11 protein-coding genes are annotated in these 13638 nt (G+C 64.9%); 6 read left to right on the top strand and 5 right to left on the bottom strand.

Annotated features, from left to right (window positions below):
- The first annotated feature begins 10 nt into the window (after positions 1-10).
- Positions 11-1231, top strand: a complete 1221-nt coding sequence (locus tag OIT41_RS16175; protein ID WP_264636824.1) for an MFS transporter — start codon at positions 11-13, stop codon at positions 1229-1231.
- Positions 1232-1347: 116 nt separating this feature from the next.
- Positions 1348-2619: an acyltransferase family protein gene (locus tag OIT41_RS16170; protein ID WP_264636823.1), complete on the top strand. Its 1272-nt coding sequence runs from the start codon at positions 1348-1350 to the stop codon at positions 2617-2619.
- Here OIT41_RS16170 and OIT41_RS16165 read toward each other — a convergent pair.
- Positions 2546-2893, bottom strand: a complete 348-nt coding sequence (locus OIT41_RS16165; RefSeq protein ID WP_264636822.1) for an alpha/beta fold hydrolase — start codon at positions 2891-2893, stop codon at positions 2546-2548. The genes OIT41_RS16170 and OIT41_RS16165 overlap by 74 nt on opposite strands.
- 173 nt (positions 2894-3066) lie before the next feature.
- Here OIT41_RS16165 and OIT41_RS16160 point away from each other — a divergent pair, with 173 nt between their 5' ends.
- Entirely contained in the window at positions 3067-3849 is a 783-nt protein-coding gene (locus OIT41_RS16160; protein WP_264636821.1) for a hypothetical protein, read from the top strand.
- A gap of 103 nt (positions 3850-3952) precedes the next feature.
- Here the strand turns inward: OIT41_RS16160 and OIT41_RS16155 are convergent, their stop codons facing one another.
- Positions 3953-5935 carry an S-layer homology domain-containing protein gene (locus tag OIT41_RS16155; protein WP_264636820.1) on the bottom strand — a complete coding sequence of 661 codons (1983 nt, stop codon included), beginning with the start codon at positions 5933-5935 and terminating at the stop codon, positions 3953-3955.
- Between the two features lie 396 nt (positions 5936-6331).
- On the opposite strand from OIT41_RS16155, the gene OIT41_RS16150 reads away from it, so the two are divergent.
- From OIT41_RS16150 to OIT41_RS16140, 3 genes are read left to right on the top strand one after another with little or no spacing between them, the layout of a single operon-like run.
- The gene (locus tag OIT41_RS16150) at positions 6332-7384 is read left to right on the top strand and encodes a permease (RefSeq protein ID WP_241707150.1); all 1053 of its coding nucleotides are present in this window, start codon (positions 6332-6334) and stop codon (positions 7382-7384) included.
- Positions 7374-8174 carry a TIGR03943 family putative permease subunit gene (locus OIT41_RS16145; RefSeq protein WP_264636819.1) on the top strand — a complete coding sequence of 267 codons (801 nt, stop codon included), beginning with the start codon at positions 7374-7376 and terminating at the stop codon, positions 8172-8174. Before OIT41_RS16150 ends, OIT41_RS16145 begins: the two co-directional genes overlap by 11 nt.
- Complete coding sequence (locus tag OIT41_RS16140) at positions 8164-9420, top strand: hypothetical protein (protein ID WP_264636818.1); 1257 nt, start codon at positions 8164-8166, stop codon at positions 9418-9420. The genes OIT41_RS16145 and OIT41_RS16140 overlap by 11 nt, the downstream gene beginning before the upstream one ends.
- Positions 9421-9442: 22 nt before the next feature.
- Here OIT41_RS16140 and OIT41_RS16135 read toward each other — a convergent pair whose 3' ends face one another.
- The 3 genes from OIT41_RS16135 to OIT41_RS16125 are packed head-to-tail and all read right to left on the bottom strand — an operon-like array spanning position 9443 to position 13590.
- On the bottom strand, positions 9443-10363 hold the full coding sequence (locus OIT41_RS16135) for a phosphatase PAP2 family protein (protein ID WP_241707006.1): 921 nt from the start codon (positions 10361-10363) through the stop codon (positions 9443-9445).
- A 32-nt stretch (positions 10364-10395) separates the two neighbouring features.
- Complete coding sequence (locus OIT41_RS16130) at positions 10396-11418, bottom strand: glycosyltransferase family 4 protein (protein WP_264636817.1); 1023 nt, start codon at positions 11416-11418, stop codon at positions 10396-10398.
- Positions 11419-13590 carry a glycogen debranching N-terminal domain-containing protein gene (locus OIT41_RS16125; RefSeq protein WP_264636816.1) on the bottom strand — a complete coding sequence of 724 codons (2172 nt, stop codon included), beginning with the start codon at positions 13588-13590 and terminating at the stop codon, positions 11419-11421.
- Between the last annotated feature and the right edge of the window lie 48 nt (positions 13591-13638).

Here is a 13638-nt window from a genome sequence, read left to right as displayed (position 1 = left end):
GATGAAAGGGATGACGACCACCAGCACCCTTCAACCCTTCAATCTCCGCAGCATTGCGTTGCCCGCCTTTGGGCCCGCGTTGCTGTTCTGTATCGGCGAAGGCGCGGTGCTTCCGGTGGTGGCGTTGTCCGCCCGAGACCTTGGCGCCTCAGTGGCCGTGTCCGCGCTGGTGGTCACGTTGATCGGTTTGGGGTCGTGGTTCTTCAACCTGCCCGCATCGCTCATCACTATCAAGTTCGGCGAGCGATGGGCCATCGTTGCCGCAGGCGCCGCCGGAGCATTTGCCCTGTTGGCCGCCGGATTCGCGCCGCTCCTTGCGCACAACGGCATTTGGCTGTTCGCCGCGGCGATGACCGTCGTCGGGATGTCCACGAGCGTCTTCAACCTTGCCCGCCAGAAGTACCTCACCGAAGCGGTCCCGGTCATCTACCGCGCACGCGCACTCTCGACCCTGGGCGGCGTCACCCGGATCGGCGTGTTCATCGGCCCGTTCGTCGGTGCGGCCGTCATGCAGTTCGCCGGGATCAGCGGCGCGTATTGGGTTGGCGTGGCGGGCATGGCAGCCGCCGCGGTGCTGTCCCTCACCATCCCGGACCTCGTGTTGCCGGACGACGTCGACGGCGGGCCCAAGGGTCCCGAGCCCACCCTCCGCGGCGTCGCGGTTTCCCACGCGGGCGTGTTCCTCACTGTCGGGACCGGAATCCTGCTGCTCAGCGCGCTGCGCGCCTCACGCCAAGTGGTCATCCCGTTGTGGGCGGAACACCTGGGATTGGACGCAACGCATGCATCGCTGATCTACGGGCTGTCCGGCGCGATCGACATGTTGGTGTTCTATCCGGCCGGCAAGCTCATGGACCGCAAGGGGCGCATGTGGGTCGCTGTGCCCTCCACCCTCATCATGGGCGCTGCGTTGTTCCTGATGCCGTCGTCCGCCGATTTCGTGGGGCTGCTGCTGGCCTCGCTCCTGATCGGCTTCGGGAACGGCATCAGCTCGGGACTCATCATGACGCTCGGAGCCGATTTTTCCCCGGACAAGGGCCGCGGGCAATTCCTCGGCTTGTGGCGGTTCATTTCCGACGCCGGTGCCACCGGCGGACCCGTGCTGCTCTCCGCCCTCACTGCCGCAGTGTCCCTCGCCGCGGGCGTCTGGGCCACCGGCGTCCTGGGCGTGGCCGCGGCGGCGGTGTTCGCCGTCGCGCTCCCGAAGCTCAAGCACCGCAGGAACTACTAGGGCCCAACTGACTCGCAGTAGATGCCGTTTTGAGGGCTGAAAACGACACCTACTGCGAGTTAGTTGGGTAGGGAGCTCCCAGACTCCGGTCAGGTGCGTCCGGTATGGTGAATTGGATGTTCTCAGTCATCTCGCCTCCGCATCGTGCCCCCACTGCGAATCCGACCGCTGGGAATCCCGATACAGACAGCGCACCCCCGCTTGGTTCCGGGCCGGAGAATCACCTGCCGACGAGCGCTCCGAAGCAGTCCCGGCCTGATCTCGCGACGCTGACCGCACTGCGTTTTGTGGCCGCGCTGTGGGTGGTGTTCTTCCATCTTCAAGCCATGCAGCAGACTTTCCTCGCCCCCGTCTATGAGTTGTTCCGCCCGATCATTGCCAACGGCGACCTGGGCGTGGATGTGTTCTTTGTGCTCAGCGGCTTCATCATCACCTACACATACCTTGACCGGCTGGGCCCACGGTTCCGCTGGCGGGCTGCAGCGGACTTCGTCTGGGCCCGGTTCGCCCGGATGTGGCCCGCGTTCGCACTAGTGGTGGGCGTGTTGGGCCTCTGGTTCGTGTACGGAACCGCGCAGGAATCCGTGCGGGAATGGTCCCTCCAGACCCAGGCCCCGGACCTGTCGCCGTGGGGGTTGGCCAAGCAGCTGCTGATGATGCACCTCTGGTTCCAACCCGGTACCGACGGCGCCAGCTGGTTCGGCCCGGGCTGGACGGTGAGTGCCGAGTGGCTTGCCTACCTGGCGTTCCCGCTGCTCGCGCTGGTCCTGTTCCGGCTGCGCCGGCTGCATACGCTCGCAGCGCTGGCCGCCTCCGTGCTCGTCCTCCTGCCGACGGCGGTCTGGGGTCCGGACCTGCCGATCGCCACCACCGAGCATCAACCGTATGAATGGCTGCTGCGGATCGCGTGCTGCTTCGTTGCCGGCGCTTTTGCGTGCATTGCCGCACGGAACGCTGACCGCATGAAGTTCAATCCTGCCCTGGCCGGTCCCGGCGCCCTCCTGACCGGGACCGCCGTCGTCGTCTTCCTGGCGACGGCCGGGAAACCCGGCCCGGGACGGCTGGCCGTGCTTGCCTTCCCGCTGCTCATCGCCCTGCTCAGCCTGACCCGGGGCTGGCTCCGCTCGGCGTTGTCCGCGCGGTGGCTGCAGTACGGTGGCCACAGCTCCTACAGCCTGTACTTGGTCCACATGTTCTTCATCTACCTCTTCTACTGGCTCATCAGGGACTGGCCGCAGGGAGCGAGTCCGCTGGCGGAAAACCTGCTCGCGGCTGCGTGCCTGCTGGGGATTGCCTTGGCCACCCACCTGCTGTTCAAGTACGTCGAGGAACCTGCCCGGCTCCGGTTGCGCGCACTGGTGCCGAGGGCGGCCCCCGCAAGCGTGTGACCCGCTCGTGAACCTCAACCAACGGAACCGAGGCGTCCTCGGCTTGTTCTACCAGTGAATAGCCGTGCTCCGGTTTCTCCGCGTCGCCCTGTCCTCGGAGGTCGGGCGCGTAAACCCTGAAGCCCCTCAGCAGGGGCACAAGGCGGTCAAAGCTACGACGGGATTCACTCCAGGCATGCAAGAGCAACAACGGCTTCGCATCGGAGTCGCCGTGGACAAGACACGGAATCCGGATGCCCGTGGTGAGCCTGAGATCCAGGACTTCGGCACCCATAGCATCAGGGTATGCCTCGACATCGGCACTTGGGCGACTGCCGCCGTCGGGCATTCATGTCCAAAAGCGAAAGCCGGGGCGCCGGGCGATCCGGAGGCGGAATCGTTGACACTTGCGAAGCATTGGCGTTCGATGATCGCAGGGGGAACTGCCTCGGCGGTGAGGAACAGTTCATGCGGGTCATCCGGAATGCGAAACCTGTATCCATCGTGGCAGGCAGCGCCCTGCTGCTTGAAGGCGGCGCCGGGATGTGGCTCGCCGCCACAGCGCCGGCTGGACCACAGAACGGCAGGATCGTTTTCCTGGCCTTCTACATTGGCGTCATTGGCCTGATTCGGGGTGTCGTCATCCTGTCATGGGACCGACGGTCCAAACCGATGGCGCTGATGCGGGCGCAGGCGGCCGATGCGCTTCCTGTCATCCTGCCCGCCACGGTGATGGTGTCCGAGCTTCTCTCCCTCCCCGATTTCACAGACCCCGGTCGCCCATATCTGTGGATGGGCGCCCTGCTGCTGGGATCGGCTGTCATTTCCGTAGCACCTGCAGAGAAGACGGCCCTCTTGGAGATCCCGCCACTACGCCCCGGACGGTTTCCCGATTGGCTCAGATGGCAGAAATTCGGTGCCGGCTCGCTGTGGATCGCACTAATCTTCACTGCCATGTTCTTCACCTGGCCACGGCAGCTTCAGCCTTTTACGCCATTGATCATCGTGTTGGCGCTCGCCCAGGCGGCCGTGAGCGTTTGGCGAATTATCGAACACCGACAGTTTTCCAAGGTCGGCCTGCACCTCTCCGGCCTGCAGATCAATTGGCTACGCGTCATCCATGTCAACCGCGGACATGAGGCTGCGGTGAAGGAACTCCGCACGATGTACCCCAAGATGGGGCCAGCCCAAGCCGACACCATCATCGAAAACCTCTATCGGGCGGAAGCTCTCAGCGGGCCGAACCTCTAGATCTGACCACCTTTGAACACCTCAGCAGTCCGGAATCCTCGAAAATTCGGGGATTCCGGACTGGAAGGTTGTTCAAAGGTGGTCGGATATTGCGCCCCTCCCGTCAGGGCCGGGGGAATTTGGCGTTGAGGCGGAACAGGAACGCGGCGGTCGCGTCGCGGTGTACGGGTTGAAGTGGCTGGTAAATCGATCCTCCGGCTACTGGCCATCCGGTGGTGATGCCGGTGGAGGCGAGCCAACTGATCTCCTTGTAGAACGGGTAGCTGACGGGTACGTCGAGGAACGCGGTGGTCGGGGTCACGGCTGGGCTGCCGCTCAAACGGTAGAGGAACACGGCCATCGAATCCCGGTTCACCGAATCCAAGGGGTGGAAGGTTTTCGTGTTGTTCGGCCCGGGATACCCGGTGGTGATGCCGGCGGTGGCCAGCCAGGTGATTTCCTTGTAGAAGGGGTCCGAGGTGGGAACATCAGTGAACGGGGATACCGCCGGGGCATTGAACGCCGGGCTGGCCTCGTAGCGGTAGAGGAACGCGGCCATCGCTTCCCGGCTGATCGACTGCAGCGGTTCGAACAAGGTGGTTCCGTTAGGACCCGGGAATCCGGTGGTGATTCCGTTGGTGGCCAGCCAGGTGATCTCGTTGTAGAACGGATACGTCGAAGGGATGTCGGCGAACGAGACACCGTTGTCGTACATCTCGTAGTCGTCGGTGGTGATGGTGCCATTCGTTTGGATGTTCAGGCCCCAACTGATTCCTGAGGCGCCGGCCGGCAGGGGAGGCGTGGTCCAGGTGGTTTGGGTCCAGTTCGCCGCGGCGGCGACCAGTGGGCTTGCGGTCCAGTATGTCCAGAAGCCGTTGCCGACCCGGTAATAGAGTTCGAATTGGGTTGCCGCGGTGGATTTATACCAGGCTTTCAGCTGATACGTATGTCCGGGTATACCTGTCGGCGAGCAGCCGCCTAGGTCCAGGGCGGGCAGGAGTTTCGCGTCCCCGGACACCCACCCTGTCAGGGTGAGCTGTTCGGCGTTCGTGCCGGTGTGGCCGGGTGTGACGATGGAGAAGGCAGGGGTGTTGGTGCCGTACCCGCCGGCGGCCCAGCACTGCGGGATTGTGTTGACCAAGGTTTCCAGGCTGGGGTTTTGGATCATGTTGACTCCCGGCCCTGGCGGTGGTGGCACAGCAGGGCCAGCAACTGCGGGCTGCTGGGTCCCGCCGATGACCTGGTCCACGGTCTGAACCGCGACCGTACCGGCTGCCTTTTGCTGTGCCAGCCAGTTGGCGAACTGGCTGAACAGGGTCGGAGTGATCGTCAGAGTCGGGTCCGTGCCGACGGCGATGTGGTGGAAGGTCAGCTGGACCCATCCGCCGGTGGTTGTTTGGGCGTGGGTCACCTGGTTCTCCAAGGTCGCCAGGGTCCAGGTGCTGTCTACCTCATCCGGTGCCGCCGTGACGTAGGGATTGGCTGGCGGGATGGTGTCTGCCGCGGGAAGCGTCGCCGAGGCCGGGTCCGGGCCGGCGGCATCGCCCAGTCCGCGGGCACTGTTGAAACCGCACCCCTTTACCAAGGCTTCGGTGTTCGCATCTTCGGATGCGAAGGGGTAGGCGAAACTAGTGACTTTGAAGCCCATGTTCATCAGCGCCACGCGCCCGTCACAGATCTGCCGTGTCGCTTCAGCGGGGATCAGGGACACAAGATCCGGGTGGGTCACGGTGTGGCCGCCGATCTCATTGCCGTCGGCGGAGATTTGGTGCAGGTTGGCTGTGGTCAGGTAGGTGGGCTGGTCGATCCACCCGGTGGTGATGAAAAACGTGCCGACCAAGCCCAGGCTCTTCATCGTGGCTTCGGCCGTCAATTGGTCCGCGTTGCCGTCATCGAACGTCAGCGACACTACCGTGTTTGGGGCGGCATGTGCAGGAGCGGCGAATCCCACCGCGGCCAGCAGGCCGGCCACAACCAGCGCCGTGCTGCCGAAAGCGGTCCAGCGTTTGCCAAAGTGCTTACCGGGCCGTAATCGGGTTATCTGGGGCCGTGTGCGGCCCTCGCGCGGCGATTCCGTCGTCCCTTGCTGGTCATTAGTGGTACTCATGGTCAACTCCTCCCCAGGCTAGGTAATGCACAGGCAGCCGGGTGATCCCTCGTTGGTGGGCCAAGAAGGTGCCGCTCGAAAGGGGAGTCCGATCTGGGTTTCCAGCGGTGGCACTCGGTGCCGGTTGTTTATTCACACTCACGTACATGCGAGGCTACGACCCCGGGCAGCCGTTGAAACGAGTGGTCAATACTTGTTCTTGCCACGCTTCCTGACGCTGCCTTAGGTGGTGCTTCCGATGCGTCTAGGTAGCTTGCAAAGTGCTCTACTCGAATCGGTGCCCGGGCCCCGTCCAGGGCTAGTCGCGCAAGCACCCCGCGTGTACAGTCGACTTCGCCAGCCCCTTCCGGTCAGGCCTGCCCGACCGGCCCCATGGAGGAAGGAGTGCCCGTGGCGCTGCCTGCAGTCGACAAACGTAAACAGCCGGAACACGAGCACGGAACCCCGGCCCGGGCTCTCACGTCGAAGTCCGCTGCAGGGCTGGTTGTCGGCCTTGTGCTCGTTGCGCTTTTCGCTGTCGTGCGGGTGCTGGCGCCGTCCACGTCGGAGACCTTCGGGCTTCCCAACGCAGCCCGCGACTTCGCCACGCTGTCGATCAGCGTCGTCGTGGAGTCCCTGCCCTTTGTCTTCCTCGGAATTGTCCTTTCGATCGCTGTCCAGGTCTGGCTACCGGAGGGCATGCTGCTCCGTCGCCTGCCACGGAGTCCGGTACTGCGGAGGCTGGTCCTTTCGCTTCTGGGAATGCTGCTGCCGGTCTGCGAATGCGGAAATGTTCCACTGGCCCGCGGGCTGGTGGTCAAGGGCCTCACCGTCGCGGAATCGATGACTTTCCTGTTCGCCGCGCCCATCCTGAACCCCGTCACCATCGTCACCACCGCGCAGGCGTTCGGCTGGAACAACGGCATCCTGGTTTCCCGCGTCCTGGGCGGCTTCTTCATCGCCAACCTCGTCGGCTGGATCTACAGCCGGCATCCGCGTCCGGGGGAGCTGCTGACCGCCCGGTTCCAGGAAACGTGCAACGTGGCAGACCACGACGGCGGCGCCGCTGGCAGGGTGCGGCGCAGCGTGCAGATGTTCTCGCAGGAGACGCGGGCAATGATGCCGGCCCTGTTCATCGGCGCAGGCATGGCGGGGCTGATCCAGGTGGCCGTTTCCCGCGAAGTGCTGGTCGCCCTGGGCAGCAACCCCGTCTGGTCCGTCCTGGCGTTGATGCTGCTCGCCTTCGTCGTGGCGATCTGCTCAAACGTGGATGCCTTCTTCATCCTGTCTTTCGGTGCGACCTTCATGCCGGGTGGCATCGTGGCTTTCCTCGTTTTCGGGCCCATGATCGACGTGAAAATGCTCGCCCTGATGCGCACCACCTTCACCGCGAAGACCCTCCTTCAGCTCAGCGTGCTCGTGGCACTGTGCGCCGCGGTCCTCGGATTGGCGGTCAACTATGGTCATTAGGCGGCTCGTGGGCCGCTGGCAAGGCGTGGTTCTCAGCCTCATCGGCCTCGTCGCAACGATCTGGCTGGGCCTGACGGGGCAGCTTGCCTTGTATATCCATCCGCGGTATTTCGTGTTCACGGTCATCATGGCCGTCATCGCAGGGGTGCTTGCCCTGGCGGCCTTCGCCTTGGTCCCCGGCGCCAATGACGCCCCCGACGGCGGGCACACCCACGCCGGCGACGCCCACGCCCACGAGCACGACGGCGACGACGCGCACCGTTCGCGATGGGGCTGGCTGCGGCCGGCCGGAAGCGTGCTGACCATCATCGCCGCCGTCGTCGCCCTGCTGATCCTGCCGCCGTCGACCCTTACCACCGCGACTGTCGCCCAGCGCGACCTCAACGGCTCAGCGTCCGCCCTTACCTTGAAAACACCCGCGCTGCCGGGCAAAGGCGACTACTCCTCCTTCACCGTCCGGGACTGGGCATCGTTGCTTCGGTCGGGCGCGGGGCAGGACTTTTTCGCCGACAAGACCGCCACGGTCACCGGGTTCATCAGCGCGGACACGACAGATCCAAACCTCTTTTTCGTGACCCGGTTCGTGGTGACGTGCTGCGCGGTCGATGCCCAGCCGATCGGTGTTCCCGTCTATCACCCCGGGTGGCAAAACGACTTCAAGACCGACAGCTGGGTCACGGTCACCAGCAGCTTCCACGCCAACCCCAACGCGGCCAGCCGCGAGGCAATCGTCCTGATGCCGGACTCCATCAAGCCCACCACCCAGCCGGCGCAGCCCTATGTCTACTAAGCGCCGCCCCGTCTCGGCCAAACGGGCCGCAGCGATTGCGGCCGCGGCCGAGCTCCTGGCCGGACGCCGGTTCGCTCGCCGCCTCTACGGCACGATCGCGATCCTCGCCCTCCTTGCCGGCGGGTTGACGGCAGCGAACCTTTCGAAGCTGCCGCACGCCAACTCCACCTCGGCACTTGCCCGCACCGCGACACCCGCAGCCTTTGCGTTGTACAGCCTGCAGAGGGACACCGGCAAGGACGACACAGGGCACAAGAAGCCGGACACCATCCTCGGCACGAGCCTGTCCGGCAGCGACCAGGGCACCGTCATCGTCAGCGCCCCCCGCATCCAGGAGTATGCCGCACTTCCCACTGCCCTCGCCGTGGTCACGCTCAACGATGACAACACCAGCTCGCTCGAGATTGTGCCCCTCACCGGCGGGCCGCCAACGCTTGTTCCCTTGCCAAGCCTGGGAACCGTGGCCAACCTCCATGCGGCACCCTCCCAGCACCTCATCGGTTTCACCTTCACCGCGTCTTCGGGCACCGGCCAGTACTGGAAATCGCTCTTCGTGTACGACGTAGGCAGTCCCTCCACGGCTCCGCGCGCCGTCCAGGGGATCAACGGTCCGGTCTCGGCCGCGGACTGGCGCTTTGTCCCCGGTGCGGCCACCTTGGTGGCACAGACCGACGACCAGTCCATGTTCCTCATTGATGCGCTGGAAAGCGGCAAGGTGTCGCCTCTGGGAGCGCATGCCGGGATCCTCGGATTCGTCCCCGGCACCAACGAACTCGCCGTCGCCGACCAGGGACTGAAAAAGGGCATCGACCCGCCACGCTATTCGACCATCAACCTCACCACCGGGACCTCCACGCCGCTCAGCCTCACCGGCGCGTTCGTGCCCGATGTCGCCAACGGGACCACCACCACGGCGAGCCAGCCGATGGTCCTCGGCACGTCCGGCCAGTACGCGCAGGTAGTGAGAAAGTACGACGGCGGAAAGGAAGCCTCCGTGGTGAACCTCGCCGACAAGAACGGCTCGCGCCAGCTTTACCAGCCTGCCGCGGACTGGTCGGCCATCCTTGACACGTGCATCTCACCGGCCGGCGACTACCTCGCGGTCGAAACGGCAGCACCCCAATACACGGGGGACCAGTACCCTGTCCTCCCCGAACCGACCCCCATCCGGACGGACCTCGTGGACGTGAAATCGGGCGTCGTCCTGAAAAGCGTCCCGGGATTTCTCCCGAGCTGGTGCGGCTGAACACGACGGCGACCGGCAGGGACTAAGGCGATTGCCGCCGTCGGGCGCTCACGTCGAAAAGCCAGGTGGCGGCGACCGTTGCCAGATAGCCGGTGATGACAATCAGGGAGACGCCGGCCCAGAAGTAATTGGTGGTGCTGCTTTCCCGGCCGACACCGGGCGCAATCTTCAAGAGCGAATACACCGAAACCGCCGCAGCAGCGATACCCGCCAGCGCCGCCAGCAAAAGCCATAAACGCGACGACGCCCAGTGCCCGCCGCGGCCGTCCTGGACGTTCCAGCGCTTTCCCGTGCGCAGCACCAACCAGCCGGCCGGAAGCATGACCGCCCCTACCACGAGGAACGCGGCCACGACGTCGGCGGGCCGGTGCCACTGGTTGATCAGCGTGGAAACCCCGGCCGCCACCGCGAAAGTGCCACCGAGGAACCCCGCCACAGGCCGCCAGCGCGGCGACACCACCAAGAACACCGCGGCGGCCGCCGAAGCCGCCAAGGTGGTGTGGCCGGAGGGCAACGAGTTCAGTTCAATGGTCTGGACGCCGCGGAACGGCCTGTTCGGAAACCAGTCCTTGAGGAGCTGGGTGGCCAGGTTTGCGGCGACGCAAGCGGCGAGGGCGATCCCGGCGGACTTCCAGCGGCGGCGCATGATCGTGACGAAAAGAACGACGACGGCGGCGATCGCCACCGAAATGACCGGCAACCAATCGAGGAACTGGGTGGTTGCCCGCTCGGTGGGACCGTTGATGGCCGCGGCTTCCACCAAAGCGGATTCGTCGATGTACTGACCCGTCGTGGTGCGCACGAAAAAATAGAACGTGGCGATGAACGCGACCACGCAGGCAAGGGTTGCGAGCACAAAAAGCAAACCCGTGCTGGCGCCCGCCCAGCGCTTGGCAAAGGTCCCCCGTATGTCCGGCAGCCGGCTCGTCTTTGGAAAACTCATTGCTTTCAGGGTGTCATACCTGGCTGGGAGGATCACTTTTGCTCGGCGAGGAGTTCCTCATAGAGCGCCAGGTGTTCGGCAACCATCCGCTCGGCGCTGAAGTAGTTTTCCGCGGAACGGCGGCACTCTCGGCGATCCAGCCTGGCGGCGGCGATGACGGCCTCGGCCAACTCCGGGGGGCTCGAGCGGAGGTAGCCCGTGACCCCCTCGGAAACGATCTCCGGAGCGGATCCCCGGAATGTTGCCACCACCGGTGTCCCGGCGGCGAGGGACTCGATCATGGCCATTCCGAAGGGTTCATCCCACTGAAGCGGATTCAGCAGGGCCACGGACCCGCCCAGGAGGGCGAACTTGTCCGCCGCGTTCAGCTCGCCGAGGTATTCGACGTCGGACCCCAGGAGCGGCGCGATGACCGCGGCGTAGTACTCATGTTCTTCCGCGCTGTACATCTTTGCCGCAATCCGCAGGGGTATCCGGGCCAGGCGGGCGGTCTCTATTGCTTCGGGCAGGCCCTTGCCTGGGTGCATCCGGCCGAGGAAGCTGACGTAGCCGCCGTCGCCGGCTCCGAGCGGGACGGATTGGGTGTCGATCCCGTGGTGGATGACCTTACGTACCTTGATTCCGGGGGCAGTTTCCGCTTGATGGTGCGAGATGGCAATGATCGCGGTGTCGGTGGCCATTGCTTGGTAAATGTCGTGGTTTTCGGCCGAAAAGGGGAGGTGGGCCGTTGCGACGATGGGCGTTCCTTTTGGCCGATGCCGGTACAGCGGCCCCGCCAGGGTGTTGTCGTGGATGAGGTCGACGTCGTCCATGGCTGCGAACGCGTACACGCTGTGGCGCAGTTCGTCCGTCCCGTTGCCTATCCTCGAGCCGTCGGCAAGCGGTGGTCCGGGGACTTTGGCCACTGGACATGTGCTTCCGGACGCCGCCGCGAGAAGCACCTCGTGGCCCGCGGCAACCAGGCCGCGGGCCAGGATGTCGATGATCGACTCGGTGCCGCCGTATGCGGGCGGCGGGACCGGAAGCCAAGGCGGGGCAACAAGGCCGATGCGCACCTAGTACCCCTGCCGGAGTCCAGCGGTGACGTGGTGGACATCCAACAGATCGGCAAGCGGTTTGCGCGCCTCGAGGTGCAGCGCGACGTCTTCGGGCAGGTCCCTGACGTGTGTTTCTCCGTTGGCAACCTCCACCGAGATCCGGGAGCCGGCGAGCGGGATGTTCCGCATGGTGATCCCGCCGAAGCCTTCAGGAACGACGGGCGCCAGCCAGAGGCCGCCGTGGGTGAGACACGGATCGAACCGGAGAAGGACCCGGAGCAGATGGACCGGTGTGGCAGCGGCCCACGCTTGCGGCGAGCAGGACGAAGGGTAGGGGACGGGCGTCCCGTAGCTTTTCCGATCCAGTCCGCAGAACAACTCCGGAAGCCGCCCGCCGAACGCTTCGGCCGCATCGAGGAGGCCCGTGACGAGGCGTTGGGCCTCCTCAATGAAGCCGTAGCGCATCAATCCGCCGGCAATGAGGGCATTGTCATGGGGCCACACCGAGCCGTTGTGGTAGCTCGCCGGGTTGTATGCTGCCATGTCCGAAGCCAGTGTCCGGACGCCCCAACCCGTGAACATGGTGTCCGACATGAGCCGCGCCGCGACCAGCGGAGCCTTGTCGTCGTCGACGATTCCGCTCCACAGGCAATGGCCCATGTTGGACGCGCACGCGTCCACCGGGCGCTTGCCGCGATCCAGGGCGATCGCGAAATAACCGCGTTCGGGGAGCCAGAATTGCTCGTTGAATTTTCGCTTGAGTTCGGCCGCCCGGGCGCCCCACACCGCGGCCAGCTTTAGATCGCCTTCCTCCTGGGCCATCAGGGCCCGGCTCAGATAGGCGGTGTAGACATAGCCCTGGACTTCGCACAGAGCGATCGGTGGTTCCGCCAACGTGCCGTCGGCGAAGTTGATGCCGTCCCCGGAATCCTTCCAGCCCTGATTGAGGAGGCCCTGGTCCGTGGCTCGGGAGTATTCAACGAAGCCGTCGCCGTCGGCGTCTCCGTAGTCGCGGATCCAGTCCAGTGCGCGGTCCACCGCGGGCAGAAGGGACTCCGAGACGTCGGCATGGAATCCCCAGCGGGTGAGCTCCCCGGCGAGGGTGACGAACAGCGGTGTGGCGTCCACCGAGCCGTAGTAGGCACTGCCGCCGCCGAGGGCGAGGCCCGTGCTGGCACCGAGACGCACTTCGTGCAGGATCCTCCCCGGCTCCTCCTCGCTGAGCGGGTTGACGGTCCTGCCCTGATGGTCGGCCAGGGTCTTGAGGGTTCCCAGCGCGAGCGAAGGATCCAAGGGAAGGGTCATGAAGGACGTCAGGAGCGAGTCCCGGCCGAAAAGGGCCATGAACCAGGGGGATCCCGCAGCCACCACCGTCCGCCCGGGATGGTCAGCGTCGAAGATCCTGAGGGAGCCGAGGTCTGCCCTGCTCTGGGCTAGCGCCTTTTCGAAGGCCTTGTTGGCAAGTTCCGTTGTAGGAACCCTTTCATGCCACTCCTGCTGCCTTTCTTCCGGGACATCGGTGGGGCGTTGGTTCCCCCAAACCTCGGCGTCGGCCTCGGGTCCGACCCCGTCGATGCGGGGGGTGGCCGTCACACCCGTGGACCAATGGCCTTGGGGTTCAAGGGAGATGTCATAGCTGATGACATCTCCGTCAACGGCGCCATTCGGAGCGTCAATGGTGACCAGGACGTGCCGGCCCTGCCTCTGGGACTCAAGGACCAAGGACCCGTTGCCATCCCGCGTCAAATGCACGCTCTCGTGGTGTGCCCTCCCTTCCTTCACTTCGAAGATGTCGGCAAAGTCCGCATTGACCCTGAGTGAAACCGTCGCGTGGGTGGCCTTGTTGGAGAAATTCCTGACCGTGACCTCTTCGCGGACCCCGCCGAACACGCTCCGCCTGCGTTCAATCAGCAGATGGCTGTCTGCCAAGCCGTCGGTGCGCGCCGCGCGGCCCACAAAATCAGCGCGGAAAGGCTCCGGGACAGGAGAACCCAAGGCTTCGATGGGGTGGCCGTTCACCGCCAGCACCCAGTTCGAAACGAACCGCGTGTCACGGAAGAACATCCCGTGCGGGCGCAGTTGATCCATATCGCCGTTGGCCGCAGAGACGCAAAACGATGTTCCTGCCAACAACGTCACGGCGCCTGCGCCGGCCGAACCTGCAAGGTTCTCGGCATTCCAACCTGTCATCAATGGGCTCCAAAGCTAGGGACGGGGGAATGGGGCAGCTTGTTTCAG

The organism is Arthrobacter sp. YA7-1 (assembly GCF_025960325.1).
Lineage (GTDB): Bacteria > Actinomycetota > Actinomycetes > Actinomycetales > Micrococcaceae > Arthrobacter > Arthrobacter bambusae_A.
Note: the sequence above shows the minus strand (reverse complement) of the source record. Positions and strands in the feature narration are given on the sequence as shown.

Bases quoted from the DNA above. Each gene is read 5' to 3' on its own strand.
- OIT41_RS16175 (WP_264636824.1), top strand. From the start codon at position 11: ATGACGACCACCAGCACCCTTCAACCCTTCAATCTCCGCAGCATTGCG.
- OIT41_RS16170 (WP_264636823.1), top strand. From the start codon at position 1,348: ATGTTCTCAGTCATCTCGCCTCCGCATCGTGCCCCCACTGCGAATCCG.
- OIT41_RS16165 (WP_264636822.1), bottom strand. From the start codon at position 2,893: ATGGGTGCCGAAGTCCTGGATCTCAGGCTCACCACGGGCATCCGGATT.
- OIT41_RS16160 (WP_264636821.1), top strand. From the start codon at position 3,067: ATGCGGGTCATCCGGAATGCGAAACCTGTATCCATCGTGGCAGGCAGC.
- OIT41_RS16155 (WP_264636820.1), bottom strand. From the start codon at position 5,935: ATGAGTACCACTAATGACCAGCAAGGGACGACGGAATCGCCGCGCGAG.
- OIT41_RS16145 (WP_264636819.1), top strand. From the start codon at position 7,374: ATGGTCATTAGGCGGCTCGTGGGCCGCTGGCAAGGCGTGGTTCTCAGC.
- OIT41_RS16140 (WP_264636818.1), top strand. From the start codon at position 8,164: ATGTCTACTAAGCGCCGCCCCGTCTCGGCCAAACGGGCCGCAGCGATT.
- OIT41_RS16135 (WP_241707006.1), bottom strand. From the start codon at position 10,363: ATGAGTTTTCCAAAGACGAGCCGGCTGCCGGACATACGGGGGACCTTT.
- OIT41_RS16125 (WP_264636816.1), bottom strand. From the start codon at position 13,590: ATGACAGGTTGGAATGCCGAGAACCTTGCAGGTTCGGCCGGCGCAGGC.